The sequence below is a fragment of the Lonepinella sp. MS14436 genome (assembly GCF_042470565.1).
Lineage (GTDB): Bacteria > Pseudomonadota > Gammaproteobacteria > Enterobacterales > Pasteurellaceae > Lonepinella.
The window spans coordinates 1789345-1808133 of record NZ_CP170385.1 but is presented as its reverse complement, the minus strand read 5'-3'; the positions used below and the strand labels follow the sequence as shown (position 1 = coordinate 1808133).

Sequence of the window (18789 nt, the reverse complement as noted above, 5' to 3'; positions counted from 1 at the left end):
CCTTGTTTTTTAATTTTCCAACATCAATTCTTTCAAATACTGATAAATTTCTCGATACGCTTTCGGCGGTTTATTTTGTTCTTTTTCTTTTTGAGCGGAACGGATAAGATTGCGTAAATGTTGACGATCAGCATCGGGGTGTTGGTCAAAGAATTGTGCCAGTTCATCATCACCTTTTTCTACTAAATCATCACGTAAATGTTCTATTTTATGCAGCATGGCTTGCTGTTGATTATGTTTATTCTCGATTTTATCTAAGGCTTCCTGAATAGGATCTATGTCCATTGAGCGTAATAATTTGCCGATAAATTGTAATTGACGGCGTTTAGCTTCCTTGACTGAACGGCGAGCCAAATGAATAGCGTCTAACAAGGTTTCATCAATCGGTACTTTGGCTAAATTTGCTGGGGTTAATTCCACTAATTTTGAGCCTAATTTTTTTAAATCTTCCGCATCACGTTTAATTTCACTTTTGCTGACCCAGATAATTTCTTCTTGCTCATCTGTCCAATCTAATTCTGGCTTTTTGCCCCGTTTTTTCATTTCCTATCCTTTCTTATTGATATTTTGCTACATTGTAGCAAATAAGCTAAAATGCGACAAATTTATAAATAATAAGGAAAAGAGCAGCATGCCAGAAAAAAATACGGAAAATTCCACCGCACTTTTAAAACAGCAAGAACAAGAATTACGTGCGGCGGTGAGTTATGCGGTCGAGTTGGCTCAAAAAGCAGGGGCAACAGCGGAAGTGGCGGTGACCAAAGTCAGTGGGCTTTCGGTTTCTACTCGGTTGCAGGAAGTCGAAAACGTAGAATTTAATAATGACGGAGCCTTGGGCATTTCGGTGTATTTAGGGCAACAAAAAGGTAACGCATCCACATCGGATTTAAGCCAGCCAGCCATTAAAGCGGCTGTTGATGCGGCATTAGCGATAGCCAAATATACTTCTCCCGATGATTGTGCGGGTTTAGCCGATAAAGCCTTAATGGCATTTAATGCACCTGATTTAGATTTATATCACCCCACTGACATTGATGTAGATCGGGCAGTGGAATTAGCCTTACAAGCGGAAACCGCCGCTTTGCAATATGATCGGCGGATTGTCAACAGTAATGGTGCGGCTTTTAATTCCCATACGGGAGTTCGCGTGTATGGGAATAGCCATGGTATGTTGCAAAGTCATTTATCGAGCCGTTATTCGTTGTCTTGCTCAGTATTGGGTGGTGTTGATGATTTATTAGAAAGTGATTACGAATACACGATTTCTCGTAAAGCGAATGAGTTAGCTGCACCTGAATGGGTAGGGCAAAATTCAGCGAAGAAAGCCATTGCTCGTTTACGACCGCAAAAAATTGCAACCCAAACGGCACCTGTGATTTTTCTTAATGATGTCGCAACAGGGTTAATTGGGCATTTAGCGACTGCTATTAGTGGTGGCAGTCTATATCGCAAAAACAGCTTTTTGTTAGATAAACTTGGACAAAAAGTTTTGCCTGATTGGTTTCAAATTAGCGAACGTCCGCATTTGTTAAGTGGTTTAGCTTCTACACCGTTTGATAGCGAGGGCGTGAGAACGCAAGATTTGGAGATTATTCAAGACGGTATTTTGCAAACTTATTTATTAACCAGTTACAGCGGTAAAAAATTAGCTATGCAAAGCACGGGACATGCAGGCGGTATTCATAATTGGTTGGTTAAACCAAATTCTCAAGGAAATTTAACCGCACTTTTAAACCAAATGGGAACAGGCTTGTTAGTGACTGATTTAATGGGGCAGAGTGTGAATATGGTAACGGGGGATTATTCTCGTGGTGCATCGGGCTTTTGGGTGGAAAATGGTGAAATTCAATATCCCGTTTCAGAAATCACCATTGCGGGCAATTTAAAACAGATGTTTGAGCATTTGATGGCGGTGGGTGATGACATTGAAACCCGTTCCAATATTCAAACTGGCTCAATTTTATTGGAAGAAATGAAAATTTCTGGAAATTAATTAAAAATGATAATAATTCTTATTGACAGAGATTATTTTATATATTAATATACACACATCTGTTAAGACATAGGTAGCTAAACAGGTAGAGTAGAAAGTAAATTCGTTAGGGTTTAAGACCGAAGTGTTGTCACTTCGGTCTTTTTTTATCCCTGCACTAGCGTACAGGGTTAAGCATGGTAACGATGCTCTGCATCTGAAAGAAAAAGCCACGGAGTGGCGTAACGAAGTGTGTATGTTATTTATCCCTGTACTGGCGTACAGGGTTAAGCATGGTAACGATGCTCCGCATCTGAAAGGAAAAGCCACGGAGTGGCGTGACCATACGTAGCCTAGTACGCAAGTGCTAGGCTCTTTTCCGTCTTTTTTATTTTGTATTTTTCCTTATTATGATATAGTCGTTTCCATATTTTTATACAGAGAAACCGTTATGAAAAAACATCATGTTGAAGTCCTGATTTCAGAGCAAGATGTGCTTGCTAAAATTGATCAGCTCGGTGCGGAAATTACCGCTTTTTATCAACAAAAGAAAGTGGATAAATTGATTGTAGTCGGTTTATTACGTGGCTCATTTATGTTTATGGCAGATTTAGTACGTAAAATTGACTTACCGCTCGAAGTAGAATTTATGACCACATCAAGTTATGGTATCGGCATGAGTACCAATCATGATGTAAAAATTACCCAAGATTTAAATGGTGATATTAAGGGCGAACACGTGTTAATTGTGGAAGATATTATTGATTCAGGTTACACGCTCGAAAAAGTCCGCAAAATCCTAGAACTCCGCGATCCAGCCAGTCTTGCCATTTGCACCTTATTAGATAAACCATCACGCCGTGAAGTCGACGTGCCAGTAGAATGGGTGGGATTTGCCATTCCGAATGAGTTTGTTATCGGTTATGGTATTGACTATGCTCAACGTTATCGTAATTTAAGTTTTATCGGTAAAGTGATATTAGAAGAATAAGCCAGCTAAAGTGCGGTGTATTTTTTGTTAAATTTAAATAATCATAAAAAGAAAGGAAAACAGATGAGTAAATTATTCCCAACAGCAACTTTACGTACTAAAGCCCCTTATCGTTTTGATATTGTCGGCAGTTTTTTACGTTCTGATGAAATTAAGCAAGCTCGCCAACAATGTAGTTGTGGTGATATTTCTTGTGCGGAGTTAGCTAAAGTTGAAGATAAAGAAATTGCTAAATTAGTGGAACATCAAAAAAGTGTGGGATTACATGCAGTAACAGACGGCGAATTTCGCCGTACGTTTTGGCATTTAGATTTTTTAGCGGGTTTAGACGGTGTGGAAGAAGTTGATGCTGAAAAATTTTCGGTACAATTTAAACATGATAATGTTCGCCCGAAAACCTTAAAAATTGTGGATAAAGTCGATTTTTCTGAAAGCCACCCGTTTGTCGAACATTTCCGTTCTGTTAATCAAATTGCTAACGGTCAAGAAGTGAAATTTACCATTCCATCACCGTCAATGCTGCATTTAATCACCAATGTACGTGCGACCGATTATGTGGCAATTCCACGTTATGAAAACAACAACCAACTTTTATTAGACGATATTGCTAACGCTTATATTAAAGCGATGCAGATTTTCTACAAATTAGGTTGTCGTAATTTACAATTAGATGACACGAGCTGGGGCGAATTTTGTGCGGAAGATAAACGAGCCGCCTATAAACAGCGTGGTTTTGATTTAGACCAAATTGCCAAAGATTATGTCTATATGATAAATAAAATTGTGGATGCTAAACCTGCTGATGATATTGCAATTACCATGCACATTTGTCGTGGCAATTTCCGTTCCACTTGGTTCTCGGCTGGTGGTTATGAACCTGTCGCAGAAACCTTGTTTGGTACTTGCCGTGTAGATGGTTTCTTCCTTGAGTATGATAGCGATCGTGCGGGAGATTTCAAACCATTACGCTTTATCAAAGATCAACAAGTGGTGTTAGGGTTAATTACGTCTAAAGACGGTACACTTGAAAATCGTGATGATATTATTGCTCGCATCAAAGAAGCCACTCAATATGTGGACATCAATCAACTATGTTTAAGTCCGCAATGTGGTTTTGCATCAACGGAAGAAGGTAATATTCTGACCGAACAGCAACAATGGGCGAAGTTAGAATTTATTCGTGATATTGTGCAAGAAGTTTGGGGCGAGTAGTTAGGTAGGGAAAATATATGCTCGAAAAAATAGAACGCTTAATTGATGAAATTAATAAGGTACATTTAGCTTTTTCACAAGACTATTTTGAAACAGGGAAAATTCAAAAGGTGAATTTAAAACATACACTTGCGAAAGTGCCTGTAGAGCATATATTAGCCTATCGTTTAAATCTGCACGAAGCCATTAATGATTATTTGTATCGTGCTGATTTAACGGATATTTCCTATTTTTATCGTGTCAAAACATCGGAATCTATTTTACATAAAATTGAACGGTTTCAACAACGTAGCGAAGGCTTTCCAGTAAATAGTATTATGAATGATATTTTTGGAGCAAGAATGATTGTCAGTACGGAAGATATTACCCAAGTCATGAATAAATTAGATGAATGGAAAGAAAAATATGGATTAAAAAACTGGTACTTACGAGATAAAGATGAGTATGTGGGGATTCATATTTATTTCAAAAATTCGAGTAATTTTTATTATCCATGGGAACTGCAGATTTGGGATCGTAAAGATGCGGAACGTAATATTCAAAGCCATCGTAAATATAAACGAAATTTTGTGAATTTTTAAGGATAAATTATGCAAGTTTTACTTTCACATCAAGCCCCTGATGAAGTTTGGGGCAAAAAAGCGTTTTTAACTTTTCAGCAAAATCAAGCCATTGTTCATTTTTCTGAAAATTTTGACCGCACTTTAATCCAAAAAGCCGCACGTAAGCTGCGTGGACAAGGTATTAAGCAAGCGGAATTAATCGGCGAAAATTGGAATGCAGATAGTTGTTGGGCATTTTATCAAGGGTTTTATACAGCTAAACAAGATTTTGAGATAGATTTTCCTGAGTTAGATGAAACGGAAAATGAAAAATTACTTGAGCTAATTGAAAGTGGTGATTTTGTTCGTGAAATCATTAATTTACCATCAGATGTATTAACTCCAGAAGTGTTGGTAAATCGTGCGGTACAATTCATTCAACAACAAGCTGAAGATTGGCAAGATGGTGAATTAAATTATCAAATTATCAAAGGGCAAGATTTACAAGCGAAAGGCTATCATGGCATCTGGACAGTAGGAAAAGGCTCTGCCAACGCACCTGTTATGCTCCAATTAGACTTTAATCCAACGGGCGATAAGAATGCACCAGTTTTAGCCTGTTTAGTAGGCAAAGGCATTACCTTTGATACGGGGGGGTATAGCTTAAAACCAAGCAACAGTATGGAAAGCATGAAAGCCGATATGGGCGGTGCTGCTTTATTAACGGGAGCATTGGGGTTGGCGATTGCTCAAGGCTTAAATGCTCGGGTTAAATTATATTTATGCTGTGCTGAAAACATGATTAGCAGTAATGCGTTTAAACTTAATGATATTATTACCTATAAAAATGGTGTAACAGTGGAAGTGCTAAATACCGATGCGGAAGGGCGTTTAGTGTTAGCCGATGGGCTAATTGAAGCAGATGCACAAAATCCACAATTTATTATTGATGCAGCAACGCTGACTGGTGCAGCGAAAGTCGCTGTAGGCAATGACTATCATTCTGTGCTTTCAATGGACGATCAATTAGTGGCGGATTTATTACAATCGGCTCAACAAGCACAAGAACCATTTTGGCGTTTACCTTTTGCAGAATTACATCGTAGCCAAATTTCTTCTGCTTTTGCGGATATTGCCAATTCGGGTTCGTTAGCTGTGAGTGCAGGAGCCAGCACGGCGACAGCATTTTTATCTCATTTTGTTGAAAATTATCAACAACATTGGTTACACCTAGATTGTTCTGCAACTTATCGCAAATCTAGTAGTGATCTTTGGGCAACTGGTGCAACAGGCATCGGTGTACAAACTTTAGCAAATTTATTGTTAACCAGAGCAAAATAGGGAGTATAAAATGGGATTGGAACGTACGTTATCAATTATTAAACCAGATGCAGTAGAGCGTAATTTAATCGGTAAGATTTTGAGTCGCTTTGAAGATGCAGGTTTTCAAGTGGTAGCAACTAAAATGTTACACTTAACTCAGCCACAAGCGGAGGGATTTTACGCAGAACATCAAGGCAAACCTTTTTTTGCTGGATTAGTGGAATATATGATTTCAGCTCCAGTGGTCGTTTCTGTTTTAGAAAAGCAAAATGCCATTCAAGATTACCGCACTTTAATTGGGGCAACCAACCCTGAAATGCAGGCAGAGGGAACAATTCGCCGTGATTTTGCCGAAAGTAAAACTCGCAATTCAGTGCATGGTTCGGATAGTCCAGAAAGTGCTGCCAGAGAAATTGCGTATTTCTTTGTTGAATCGGAGATTTGTGAACGTTAGCAGTTAGATTTGTTGGGCGTAGTAGATAAAAGTTACATACTAGGAGTGGTTTAAAGCCAATTAATATAAGGCTTTAAACCATTTTTTAGTTATCCATATACAACAAATTGACTTTTAATTTATAATGTTTCTTTTCTAAAACCGTAAACAACGGTATCATAACCGATTAATTATATTAATTTATTTTATAGGTATCAAAACGTGAATATTCAAACTCTTTTATCCGACAAAATTCAACACGCAATGATTCTGGCTGGGGCTGAAAATAATCCAGAGCCAGCCGTACGCCAATCGGGTAAACCACAGTTCGGTGATTATCAAGCGAATGGTATTATGGGAGTAGCAAAAAAATTAGGTTTAAATCCCCGTGAATTTGCACAAAAAGTATTAGAACGGGTGGAATTAAATGGTATTGCAGAAAAATTAGAAATTGCAGGTCCGGGATTTATTAATATTTTCTTAGCCAAAGAATGGTTAGCCGATAACGTAGAAAAAGCATTAAGTGCGGTGAATTTTGGGATAAAAACAAACAATCCACAAACTGTTGTGCTGGATTATTCTTCTCCAAATGTAGCCAAAGAAATGCACGTTGGACATTTACGTTCAACTATTATTGGTGATGCAGTAGCTCGAGCCTTAGAATTTATGGGTAACAAAGTGATTCGGGCTAATCACGTTGGTGACTGGGGTACTCAATTTGGTATGTTGATTGCTTACCTAGAAAAAATGGAAAATGAACAGGCGAGTGAAATGGAATTAAGCGATTTAGAGGCTTTTTATCGTGCCGCCAAAGAGAATTATGATAGTGATGAAGTGTTTGCAGAAAAAGCACGTCAATATGTGGTGAAATTGCAAAGTGGTGATCGTTATTGCTTAACCATGTGGAAAAAATTGGTGGATATGACGATGTCGCAAAACCAATTAAATTATAATCGCTTAAATGTTACCTTGAGCGAACAAGATGTCATGGGGGAGAGCTTATATAATCCAATGTTGCCAGAAATTGTTGCGGATTTAAAAGCTCAAGGACTTGCCGTAGAAGATGATGGTGCTTTGGTCGTTTACTTGGACGAATTTAAAAACAAAGATGGTGAGCCAATGGGCGTTATCGTGCAGAAAAAAGATGGCGGTTTTCTTTATACCACAACGGACATAGCTGCGGCTAAATATCGTTATGAAACCTTGCAAGCAGATCGTGCTTTAGTATTCACCGATACTCGCCAAAGTCAACATTTACAACAGGCTTGGTTAATTACTCGCAAAGCAGGTTATGTACCAGATAGTTTTAGTCTTGAACATGAAAATTTCGGTATGATGTTAGGCAAAGATGGCAAGCCATTTAAAACACGTTCAGGCGGAACAGTAAAATTAGCCGATTTATTAGATGAAGCCGTTGAACGTGCGAGTAAATTAATTAACGAAAAATCCACCGCACTTTCAGAGCAAGAAAAAGCCGCAGTAATTGAAGCGGTAGCGATTGGTTCGGTGAAATATGCTGATTTATCGAAAAACCGCACTACAGACTATGTCTTTGATTGGGATAATATGCTCAGTTTTGAAGGAAACACGGCACCGTATATGCAATATGCTTATACGCGTATTCGTTCTATTTTTAATAAAACGGATACAGATTCCACCGCACTTGCTAATGCTCATATTGTTTTAACGGAAGATAAAGAACGAGCGTTGGCGATAAAATTATTACAATTTGAAGAAGCCGTACAAATTGTGACTAAAGATGGCACACCACATATTCTGTGTGCTTATTTATATGAATTAGCTGGCATATTCTCTAGTTTCTACGAACATTGCCCAATTTTAAATGCACCACAAGAGATTAAACTCAGCCGTTTAAAACTAGCTCAATTAACTGAACGTATTTTAAAACAAGGGTTAGATTTGCTAGGTATTAAAACCGTGGAAAAAATGTAATTAATCTAGGCGAAATCTTTGGTTTCGCTTTTTTTAAACAAAGGAGAAATACGATGAAAAAATCATTAATTACTTTACTTATTGCATCAACTTTGCTTCTTTCTGCTTGTGAAGATAAGGAAATGCAAACAAAATTGCAGACTGCAGAACAAACGATTAGTCAACTCAATGCTGATTTAGAGAAATCACAGTCTGAATTAAAGGCGATTCAACAGGGGGCAAATAAATATCAAACGGAAATTCCGACATTAAATGTTAAACCCGTAACATTGTTTGAAAAAAAACAAGAATTTAAACGCGATCCTAAAACAACCAAAGAAGAATACGATATTGATATTACGGATAGCTATATAGATTATCATCTAAGTACAGTAGAAACGGGTTATGCTTGGTTAGACGATTTGCTATACAATGAAATGATTGGTCAACCTGAATTAGAAGATAAACAAAAATTACAAGAAATTAATGCCATTTCATCAGCGAAACAGCGTTTATTGAAATTATTTGATAGTTATTATCAAGAGGGTTTAACTTCCAGTCAATCTTTCGAAAGTTTTGGTAATGAATTATCACTCAGCATGAATTATGCAGGACAACGACAAAATATATTAACATTCTATCAAACTACTTATATTTTCAGTGGTGGTGCACATGGTAATGGCTGGACGCATTATATTAATATTGATAGCAACAAAAAATCTATTATTAGTTTAGATGATTTAGTTGCCAAACAAAATCAAGATAAACTTAAAGAATTATTATGGGGAAGTTATGCCGAACATAATCAAACAGCTGATGAAAGTTCATTTTACACCAATAAACAAGATTTCTATGTTTCAACAGAATTCTATTTTACCCCTGAGGGCGTGAGCTTTGTTTATCCCCCTTATGCCATAGGACCTTTTGTCGAAGGTGAGATTACCTTAAAAGTGTATTGGCAACAACTTGAAGAGATCGCCAATAAAGCCTATTTATGGTAAAAATTAAGTAAAAAAACACCGCACTTGGTTTCAGATCATTAGCCCAACTTTTGGGGGGCAGATCACAGAGAAAAGTGCGGTGTAAATTTAATTAGAATTTATAACTCAAATTCCCCGTAATACGGCGTTCTGCACCGTAATAGCAGTAAGTATCGCAACCTGCCACATAACGGCGATTACCCACGTTATCTACGTTCACCTGAGCATTCCAGTTTTTGGTAATGTCATAACGTGCCATTAAATCTACCACGGTGGCTGATGGTACACGGGCGTGAGAGTAAAGCGAATAGTTTTTCGCTGTCACGCTATGACCGATATAACGAATACCTGCCCCAACCGTTAAACCATTTAAAACTCCATTATCAAAGCTGTAGGTTGTTTTTGCGGCGATAACATTGGTTGGAATCAATGGTTGACGTGTTTTTTCGCCAGTGGTTTGAGATTTGGATTCAGATTTGGTGTAGGTATAAGCTAAAGTCGCCGCCCAGTTTTTCGTGAGATTGACATCGGCTTGCAGCTCAAATCCTTTACGGTAAATGGGATCAGCACTGCTTACCGTTGCCCCAATACCGTTGCTAATTAATGCACCTGTATCTTTCGCACGGAAACCTGCCAAAGAAATTGAACCATCTAACCATTCTGGTAAATATTTCAAGCCTAATTCATATTGGCGAGTAATATTCGGATCGTAAAGGCTTTGATTGCCACTTAATCCCACTGGCAAATTGAATGATTCGCTGTAACTGAAATATGGATTTAACCCGAACGGTGCTTCATACATAAATGATGCGTTGTATGAAGTATGGTTATTTTTCACCGTTTGCTCACTGGTATATTCATCTTGTTTAGCACGGTCATGACGTACACCAAAGCCTAAAATATAATGTTCTGCAAAACGAGCAGTATCTTGCAAATAGAAACCTAATTGACGAGATTTAATTTGTACGTGCGGTGCAGCACTCACATCTTGAGCTTGATTCCAACCTGTTGACGGGGCAAATACATTGGTTGCAGTTGTGCCACCGAATAAAGTGTAAAGTGCATCGACTTTGTTGTGACGATAGTCTGTTCCTACCACTAAGGTATTTTTTAACCAGCTATTATCATAATTCCACGTCACATAGTTGTTGGTGGAATGGGAAAGAGCTTTACCGTCATTGAATACCACGCCACGAGCTAACGCATAACCCACTGCACTTGGTGCAAGTGGTGCCCAGTTCGCATCATAAGCAGATGGATAAGCGTAAGATCCACGGTGAAAATTATCAATATGGCGATAGGCATAGCTTGAATTAAAGTTCAAACCGTTGCCAAAGTCGTGGCTAAATTCATAACCCACGCTGTATTGGCGATTGGTTTCCGTATCATTAACAGGATCGCCTAAGTTGGTATTACGGTTGATATAGCCGTTTGGTGACGGCACTAAGGTTCCCTCTTGTGGTAAGAAGTTGGAGCTCGGCACACCGTGATCACGCTGATAGCTAGTTAATAAGGTAAAACGGGTTTTGTCGCTAATATCCCACGTCAAGGTTGGGGCGATATAAAGCGTGCCATTTTCCGTCCCCTCCCAATCGCCCTCACGATTTAAGTAGCTTGCCACCACACGATAACGCAGACTTTCATCATCGCTGATTTTACCTGTGTAATCCGCACCAAAGCCGTATTGGTTATGGCTACCTAAGGTGGTTTTAAATTCGCCGTGACCGATATTTTCTTTGTGAGCTCGTTTGGTCACATAGTTGATTAAACCACCAGCATTAGCGGCACCAAAGGTTTGGGAATCTGCCCCTTTAGTGATTTCAATGGCTTCTAAACCGAAGCTGTCCACATAAGGGGTGAAAAAGCCGTAACTAAAGGTTGGCAAGCCGTTGACCGCTTGCGACACTTCCGCCCCACGCACTCTAAACCAGTTGGTATTGGTGTCGTTACCAAATACTTGGTTGGCGAAGCCTGCTTGATAGCGAGCGATTTCATCGACTTTGTCCACATTTTGGCTGTCAAGTTGTTCACGAGTCACCGCCACAGCCGATTTTGCTTGGTGGAATGGCACTTCGCCCATACGGAACATTGAGCCGTCTGTGACCACATCAATTTGATCCAGTTGATCGGTTTTTTGATCCGCCGCTATGGCAGTACCTGCCATACCAATTAGTACTAATTGGGCAGCTGCTGAATAAACAAAAGTTTTTTTCATTTTACTTTCCTTTCCTTTTTAAGGGTTGATTAAATTACATTTTACGCATCATCACTAAGAAATAACTGCCACCCAGTAGGGTTGCTACTAGACCTGCAGGAATTTCATAAGGGAATAGAATTTGACGACCGAGCCAATCGGCAACAATCATCACCGTTGCCCCCAATAACACCGCACCACTTAGTTGAGCTTTGGGTTTGTGCCAACCGAAGAAGTGAGCCAGATGAGGAGCGAGCAAGCCCACGAAACTCAGCGTTCCAATGAGCAAGGTTGAGGCGGCGATTAATACCGCAGAAAATAGCATTAAAATCCACCGCACTTTGGCTAAATTTAAGCCTAGGGCTTGAGCGGTCGGGTCTTGCAACGCCAGCAAAGATAGCCAGCGGTGCAAAGGTAAACTGAATAAAAATAACACCAACGCCAACAATAGCGAGCCAATGGCTAAGGCGGGCGTAGCTTGATAGGTGGATCCTGATGTCCAGGCTAATAATTGTTGCCATTTGTAATCGCCCGATGCCAGCACTAAACGTTGTACCGCATCAAACAAGGCGGCAATGCTAATGCCTGTTAATAGCACTTTTTCGGGCAATAATTGGTGGCGTAAATTTAGCCCAATAATCAAGCTCAATACCAACAATGCCCCGATCACGCCAGCCAGCCAAAATTGCCCTTGGGTTGGGGCAGCAACGAAAAAGATCACCAGTAAAATACCAAACGCCGTTCCCGAGGTAATGCCCAATAATTCAGGGCTTGCCATTGGGTTATGGCTTAAACGTTGTAATAAGGTGCCAGCCACAGCGAGCATAATGCCAGCGGAAATAGCGACCACTACGCGTGGATAACGCAAGGATAAAAGTGCCGTATTCCATTGCCAACCTTGTGAAGATTTGCCAAAGAGTAACGCCACAAAAATGGCGAATAACATCAAGCTCAACAGCAAAACCGCGGTGAATTTTGTGGCAGTTTTATGGCGAGCGATAGCATCCTGTTCCCCTTGCAAACGTCCGTTATGTTTCATATTAAACATTAACCACAGCAATAACGGCGTGCCGAGTAAAGCAGTGAAAGCCCCTGTTGGCAGTTGGGTATGCCAATAATAGTCAATCAGTTGCAAAATGAGATCGGTGATTAACAGCAACATCGCCGCTAAATAAGCAGAAAGCACTAAGCGAGAACGCAAATTGGTCAGAGCAAATTGTCGTACGAGGCTTGAGGCTGCCAAGCCAATAAACCCTAACATACCCACACGGCTGACTACGATTGCCACTAAAAAGGCGGAAATCACTACGCCTGCAAAACGAATCAGATTGACAGGTACGCCCAAACTTTTCGCATTGCTGTCGTTTAAGGTCAGAATTTGCAACGGGCGGAGTAATAACGCCGTGCAGACGATGGCTAACCCTAATTGCCACAGCAACTGCAAGCTATCATACCAACTTTCTTGCACTAAGGATCCTGCTCCCCACAACAATAAACCACGGCTTTCTTCGGGGTAAAATAACATTAACACAGCGGAAAATGAGCCTAAATACAGGTTGACCACAAGCCCTGCCAAAATCATTAATAAGGGGGATAAGGTTTGTCGCCACGCCAACAAGAAAACCAACGCCAAGGCGGATAATGCCCCAATCAGAGCGATAAGCACCGATCCGAGCGAAAGAAACTGCGGTGCAAAAATGGCGAGAATAAATAAGGCAAATTGCGATCCTGAGCTAACCGCAAGGGTATTATCCGATGCCAGTGGATTGTTAATCACTTGCTGTAACAAGGTGCTGGCTAAACCCAATGCCGCCCCAGCTAAGATTGCCATTGCCAATCGGGGCAAGGTGTAGTTGCTATAAAGCAGCGTAGCAAATTCGTCCGAGCCGTTTAATTGCAATAGGGAGAGCCAACTGAGCAATAAAAGTGCGGTGAAACAAAGGGCGATATTCAGTTTTTTTACCATGATTCACCGCCTTGTTTTAATCCTTGGGCTAAACGTTCGGCAAAAATACGAGCCGATGGCAATGCACCAAATGTCCAAGTGGCAGGCAAAATTAACGGATCTTTTGACAAGTTCAACTGTTGCCATAACGAATTATATTGCAACGCATTTTCTACATTCGCAGGGTGGGGCTTCACCACAATTAATCGGGTGTTGGCAGGCAATTTGGCGAGTTCGGTAATCGCCAAATTTTCCGATCCCCATAGACCGCCAGTCTGTTGCCAAGCATTGCTAAATCCCAATTTTTCAATCACCGCACCAAATAAGCTACGGTGACCATAAAAACGTAAATGGCGAGCGTCAATAAATTGCACAATCGCTAATGGGCGTTGTTGATAGGATTCAAGCTCGGTTTTAAGCTGTTCAAAATAGGCAAAAGTTTGTTCAATCAATTTTTCGGCGTTTTCCGATTGCGAAATTAACGCACCGATTTGTCGGGTGGCATATTGCATATTTTGCCAAATATCGCCGTCTTGATAAAAATTGACTAAATGGGTGGGGGCGAGCGGTTGCAAGGTTGAGCTTAAATTGGCAAAGAAATTGCTGTTAATAAACATATCCACCTTGATTTGCGACAGCATTTCTTTATTTGGTTGCATCCGCAGACCAAGATCAAGGGTGTTGGCAGGTAGTTTTGGCTCACCGACCCAACGTTGATAACTCGGTTTATCGCCAATCGCCACGGGCGGATTATCCAAGGCGATCAGGGTTTCTGCTACCGTCCAATCTAAGGTGGCAACAGGTATTTGAGCCAAAACCTTTAGGCTCAATAAGGAAATAAACAGGCTTTTTAATAAGATTTTTAGCATCGCATTTCGCCTTAATAAAAAACCACTGGGGCTTGCGTATTAGGGTGAGCGATAACATTTAATTGCAAACCATAAATTTGTTGTAAAGAATCAGGGGTAATGAGTTGTTCAGGCGTGCCTTGAGCCAACAGTTTGCCTGAATGTAAGGCGATCAATTCATCACAAAATGCCGCCGCTAAATTCACATCGTGGATCACGATCACCACGCCTAAGCCCAACTCTCGACTGAGTTTTTTGATGAGTTTCATCACTTCCACTTGATGGGCAATATCTAACGCTGCCAAGGGTTCATCAAGCAATAAAAAACGGCTTTGTTGAGCCAACAACATCGCCAGCCAAATGCGAGAACGTTCGCCACCCGATAGCACATCAATTTGTTGATCGGCAAATTTCTCCGTATGGGTTAAAACTAAGGCATTTTGCACCGCAGTTTGATCTTGCTGTGGATTGCTTTTCAATAAACCGTTCCACGCATAACGTCCGAGAGCGATTAATTCTCTGGCGGTGAGTTGGGTATTGGTGGGCAAATGTTGTGGCAAATACGCCACTTCACGGGCAAATTCACGACTGCCCCAATGTTCAATAGCTTGATTATTAAGCAGAATTTGCCCCGATGAAGATTTTTGCTGGCGAGCCATTAATTTGATTAAGGTGGATTTACCCGACCCATTGTGTCCAATTAAGCCATATACTTTGCCTAGTTCAAATTGTAAGGAAATAGGGGAAAGCAGTTGACGAATACCTGTCGCCGTGGGAATTGAAAATGAGGCTTGATTTAATTGAAACACAAAAATCCTAAAATTAACACCTGAATAAAGATTGAGCATTTTAATCAGGTTTTGTTTAAAATGCAAACGATTTCTATTAAAGATAATTGTTCTATATTTTAATGTTTTTTTCCGTTAGAATACGTTTCCAAGTAAGGTTTTAGCGATAAAAATCAGCAATTTCTCATATTTTTTAGGCATTTTTCTGTGACAATTTTAGTTCTAGGCATTAATCACAAAACCGCAACAGTGGGATTACGTGAGAAAGTAGCGTTTTCGCAAGAAAAACGTCAGCTTGCCTTGCGACAAATTCAGCAGTTAGAGCTGGCTCAAAGTGCGGTGATTTTATCTACTTGTAATCGAACTGAAATTTATCTACATAATAAGCAATTATCGCCTGATGAAACGCAAGATTTTCTCGATCAAGTGGTAGGCTGGTTTGCTCAATTTCATCAACTGGATTTAACTGAATTGCAAGCCTGCATTTATTTGCATCAAGATAAAAATGCGGTAAAGCATTTAATGGCAGTGGCTTGTGGTTTAGATTCCTTGATTTTAGGTGAACCACAAATTTTAGGACAAGTAAAACAAGCCTATCAATTCAGCGAAGAATATTATTTAACCCAACAAAATACGGTTTTCACCAGTGAATTTTCTCGTCTATTCCAAAAAACTTTTGCAGTGGCAAAACGAGTGCGAAGCGAAACCAATATCGGCGAAAGTGCAGTGTCGGTGGCGTATGCGGCTTGTAGTTTAGCACGGCAGATTTTTGAACAGTTAAAATCCTTGACCGTGTTGCTGGTGGGAGCGGGGGAAACCATTGAATTGGTCTGTCGCCATTTGTTACGTCATGGGGTAAAAAAAATCATTATTTCTAACCGCACTTTATCTCGTGCAGAAGCCTTGATTTCTCGTCTGGAGCAAGGTGAGCAGGTTAAAATTATATCGTTGGAACAGTTACAGGACGGCTTAAATCAAGCGGATATTGTGATTTCTTCCACAGGATCGGAGCATATTCTGATTAACCAAGACATGGTAAAAGTGGCACAAAAACAACGGCGTAATGCTCCAATGTTGCTGGTGGATATTGCGGTTCCTCGAGATGTAGAAGAAAGCGTTGGTGAGCTTGATAGCATTTATCATTATACGGTCGATGATTTGCAAAATATTATTCAGCATAATAAGGATCAACGTGAAAAAGCCGCTGCACAGGCAAATCAAATTATTGAGCAAGAATGTATGGATTTCTTTGAATGGTTGAAAGTGCATCAATTTTCTAATTTAATTCGTCATTATCGCGAAAATGCTGAACAAGCTCGTCAGAATCTATTAGAAAAAGCCTTGAACGCTTTGCAACAAGGCGAACAAGCTGAGTTAGTATTGCAAGAATTGAGTTATAAATTAATGAATAAGTTGATTCATTCACCAACCCAAGCCATGACAGGTATGGTCAAGGCAGGAAATGCTAAAGGATTGCGGAGTTTTTCGCAGGCGTTGGGCGTGGAAAGCGAAGAATAAAAAATTATCAACAAAATACAACCCTTTGCTTTTTTTGTTAGGAAACTGCGGTATAATTTACCGCAGTTTTTATTTTTTATAATGCAAGGGCAACAGAATGGCAGAATTAAGTTTAAAAAAAATTTATTCAGGTAAAGTACGCGATCTTTATGAGATTGATGACAAACGTATGTTAATGGTGGCAACGGATCGTCTGTCAGCATTTGATGTTATTCTTGATGATCCTATTCCACGCAAAGGCGAAATTCTCACGCAGATCTCTAATTTCTGGTTTAATAAATTATCACACATTATGCCAAACCATTTTACAGGCGATACGGTGTATGATGTGTTACCCAAAGCCGAAGCGGATTTAATTAAAGATCGTGCTGTGGTATGTAAACGTTTAACCCCAATTAAAATTGAAAGTATTGTGCGTGGCTATTTGACAGGATCGGGCTTGAAAGATTATAAACAAACAGGCACGATTTGTGGTTTAGCACTGCCAAAAGGTTTGGTGGAAGCGAGTAAATTGCCTGAGCCGATTTTTACACCGTCTAGCAAAGAAGAAGTAGGCGATCACGATATTAATATTAGCTATGCAGAGTGTGAACGTCAGATTGGGGCGGAATTAGCGGCTCAAGTACGTGATGCAGCGATTGCCTTGTATAAAGAAGCGGCGGCTTATGCGTTGACCAAAGGGATTATTATTTGTGACACCAAATTTGAATTTGGCTTAGATGAGAATGGTACTTTGACCTTGATGGACGAAGTATTAACCCCAGATTCCAGCCGTTTTTGGTCTGTTGATACGTATCAAGAAGGCACTAATCCACCGTCATTTGATAAGCAATTTGTGCGGGATTGGTTAGAACAAAGTGGTTGGAATAAACAACCGCCAGCCCCGAAAGTGCCAGCGGACGTGATTGAGAAAACCGTGGCGAAATATCAAGAAGCATTGGATTTATTAACCAAATAGAATGAGGTAAGGGCAGATACAATATGCCCTTTACAAAAGACGAAGGAATATCATGAGGTCGGTAGCAATTATTGGTTTAGGCTGGTTTGGTTTGCCTTTAGCGAGAGATCTACGTAATCTGGGTTGGGAAGTTAAAGGCAGTAAACGTACGCCAGAGGGGGTAGAAGAAATGCGTTTATGGCGTTTGGAAGCCTACCAATTACAATTAGATCCCGAGATTAATGCCGATCCTGATGATTTGAACGCTTTACTTTCAGTGGATAGCCTAGTTATTAATATTCCACCCAGTGATTATTTTTTTGATGCAGAAAGTTATATGCAAGGTATTGAGAATCTTGTGAATGAAGCATTACTTTGCGGTATTAATCATATTGTTTTTATCAGTTCTACCTCTATTTTGCCACTGCAAACAGGGCAATTTGATGAAAGTTGCCAGCCACCTCAATCACCCTTATATGAAATAGAACAAATGCTTTTTACCCTACAGGATATTGATGTAGATATTGTACGTTTTGGGGGATTAATTGGTGAAGATCGCCATCCTGTTTATTCTATGAGTGGGAAAAACTTTGAGCAAGGTAATAGCCCCGTGAATTTAGTTCATTTAGAGGACTGTTCTCGAGCTGTACAAAGTTTATTGGAAACGCCAAGTGGTCATCGACTTTATCATTTAGTTGCTCCGCAACACCCAACCAGAAAACAATATTATCAATTTGTGGCAGAAAAACTTGGTATAAATCCACCGCACTTTGTTTGTAGTGAGTCGGATGCTCAACGGATTATTGTGGCAGATAAAATCTGTCAGGAATTGGATTTTGTATATCAATATCCCGATCCTTATACTATGTTAGGGCAATCGCAATAGAACTTTTTCTATTTTGCATAGTCTTAATGATGAGTTTGTTAATTTATTAAGGAGTATGAGATGAAAAACATCGCAAAATTCGTTATCATTGTCTTTATTGCAGGTTCGCTTGCCGCATGCAGTAATATGACAAGAACCCAAAAAAACACTGCTATCGGTGCAGCTGTTGGTGGGGTAGCTGGTAATGTTATTGGCAACTCAACTGGTGCAACCCTTGGGGGGGCAGCCTTAGGTGGCTTAATTGGTAGCCAAGTGAATAAATAATGATTTAGAAAGATCCGCAGATGC

The 18789-nt window shown here is 40.0% G+C and carries 17 protein-coding genes; 12 read left to right on the top strand and 5 right to left on the bottom strand.

The features are described 5' to 3' along the window. Nucleotides 1-9: 9 nt before the first annotated feature. Nucleotides 10-543, bottom strand: a complete 534-nt coding sequence (gene yjgA / locus O1Q81_RS08740) for a ribosome biogenesis factor YjgA (protein WP_386694532.1) — start codon at nucleotides 541-543, stop codon at nucleotides 10-12. Nucleotides 544-631: 88 nt separating this feature from the next. Between yjgA and pmbA the strand changes: the two genes are divergently transcribed. The 8 genes from pmbA (at nucleotide 632) to O1Q81_RS08700 (ending at nucleotide 9406) form a co-directional block, all read left to right on the top strand. Continuing rightward, nucleotides 632-1993 (top strand): metalloprotease PmbA, encoded by a 1362-nt coding sequence (pmbA, locus tag O1Q81_RS08735; RefSeq protein WP_386697129.1) that lies wholly within the window; start codon nucleotides 632-634, stop codon nucleotides 1991-1993. 430 nt (nucleotides 1994-2423) lie between these two features. Continuing rightward, on the top strand, nucleotides 2424-2963 hold the full coding sequence (gene hpt / locus O1Q81_RS08730; protein ID WP_386697127.1) for a hypoxanthine phosphoribosyltransferase: 540 nt from the start codon (nucleotides 2424-2426) through the stop codon (nucleotides 2961-2963). Between the two features lie 63 nt (nucleotides 2964-3026). Then, nucleotides 3027-4175 carry a 5-methyltetrahydropteroyltriglutamate--homocysteine S-methyltransferase gene (locus O1Q81_RS08725; RefSeq protein ID WP_386697124.1) on the top strand — a complete coding sequence of 383 codons (1149 nt, stop codon included), beginning with the start codon at nucleotides 3027-3029 and terminating at the stop codon, nucleotides 4173-4175. A gap of 17 nt (nucleotides 4176-4192) precedes the next feature. Beyond that, nucleotides 4193-4756 (top strand): GTP pyrophosphokinase, encoded by a 564-nt coding sequence (locus O1Q81_RS08720; RefSeq protein ID WP_386687037.1) that lies wholly within the window; start codon nucleotides 4193-4195, stop codon nucleotides 4754-4756. Between the two features lie 9 nt (nucleotides 4757-4765). Further along, a complete protein-coding gene (pepB, locus tag O1Q81_RS08715) occupies nucleotides 4766-6058 on the top strand; it encodes an aminopeptidase PepB (protein ID WP_386697122.1) in 1293 nt (430 codons plus the stop codon). A 10-nt stretch (nucleotides 6059-6068) separates the two neighbouring features. Continuing rightward, nucleotides 6069-6494: a nucleoside-diphosphate kinase gene (ndk, locus tag O1Q81_RS08710; RefSeq protein ID WP_386687033.1), complete on the top strand. Its 426-nt coding sequence runs from the start codon at nucleotides 6069-6071 to the stop codon at nucleotides 6492-6494. Between the two features lie 201 nt (nucleotides 6495-6695). Beyond that, a complete protein-coding gene (gene argS, locus O1Q81_RS08705; protein ID WP_386694516.1) occupies nucleotides 6696-8426 on the top strand; it encodes an arginine--tRNA ligase in 1731 nt (576 codons plus the stop codon). Nucleotides 8427-8479: 53 nt separating this feature from the next. After that, entirely contained in the window at nucleotides 8480-9406 is a 927-nt protein-coding gene (locus O1Q81_RS08700; RefSeq protein ID WP_386694514.1) for a DUF3298 domain-containing protein, read from the top strand. Between the two features lie 91 nt (nucleotides 9407-9497). Here O1Q81_RS08700 and O1Q81_RS08695 read toward each other — a convergent pair whose 3' ends face one another. From O1Q81_RS08695 to O1Q81_RS08680, 4 genes are read right to left on the bottom strand one after another with little or no spacing between them, the layout of a single operon-like run. Continuing rightward, nucleotides 9498-11600 (bottom strand): TonB-dependent siderophore receptor, encoded by a 2103-nt coding sequence (locus tag O1Q81_RS08695; RefSeq protein ID WP_386697119.1) that lies wholly within the window; start codon nucleotides 11598-11600, stop codon nucleotides 9498-9500. Nucleotides 11601-11634: 34 nt separating this feature from the next. Continuing rightward, nucleotides 11635-13545 (bottom strand): Fe(3+)-hydroxamate ABC transporter permease FhuB, encoded by a 1911-nt coding sequence (gene fhuB, locus O1Q81_RS08690; RefSeq protein WP_386697117.1) that lies wholly within the window; start codon nucleotides 13543-13545, stop codon nucleotides 11635-11637. After that, complete coding sequence (locus tag O1Q81_RS08685) at nucleotides 13539-14393, bottom strand: iron-siderophore ABC transporter substrate-binding protein (RefSeq protein WP_386697114.1); 855 nt, start codon at nucleotides 14391-14393, stop codon at nucleotides 13539-13541. Before O1Q81_RS08685 ends, fhuB begins: the two co-directional genes overlap by 7 nt. Before the next feature lie 11 nt (nucleotides 14394-14404). Next, complete coding sequence (locus O1Q81_RS08680; protein ID WP_386697111.1) at nucleotides 14405-15181, bottom strand: ABC transporter ATP-binding protein; 777 nt, start codon at nucleotides 15179-15181, stop codon at nucleotides 14405-14407. Nucleotides 15182-15367: 186 nt separating this feature from the next. Here O1Q81_RS08680 and hemA point away from each other — a divergent pair, with 186 nt between their 5' ends. From hemA to O1Q81_RS08660, 4 genes are all read left to right on the top strand, one after another. Next, the gene (gene hemA / locus O1Q81_RS08675) at nucleotides 15368-16678 is read left to right on the top strand and encodes a glutamyl-tRNA reductase (protein WP_386697109.1); all 1311 of its coding nucleotides are present in this window, start codon (nucleotides 15368-15370) and stop codon (nucleotides 16676-16678) included. 97 nt (nucleotides 16679-16775) lie between these two features. Beyond that, entirely contained in the window at nucleotides 16776-17636 is an 861-nt protein-coding gene (locus tag O1Q81_RS08670) for a phosphoribosylaminoimidazolesuccinocarboxamide synthase (protein WP_386687018.1), read from the top strand. Nucleotides 17637-17688: 52 nt separating this feature from the next. Then, nucleotides 17689-18501, top strand: coding sequence for an SDR family NAD(P)-dependent oxidoreductase (locus O1Q81_RS08665; protein WP_386697107.1), 813 nt, complete (start codon nucleotides 17689-17691; stop codon nucleotides 18499-18501). A gap of 60 nt (nucleotides 18502-18561) precedes the next feature. Then, nucleotides 18562-18765 carry a glycine zipper 2TM domain-containing protein gene (locus O1Q81_RS08660; RefSeq protein WP_386687014.1) on the top strand — a complete coding sequence of 68 codons (204 nt, stop codon included), beginning with the start codon at nucleotides 18562-18564 and terminating at the stop codon, nucleotides 18763-18765. The last annotated feature ends 24 nt before the right edge of the window (nucleotides 18766-18789 follow it).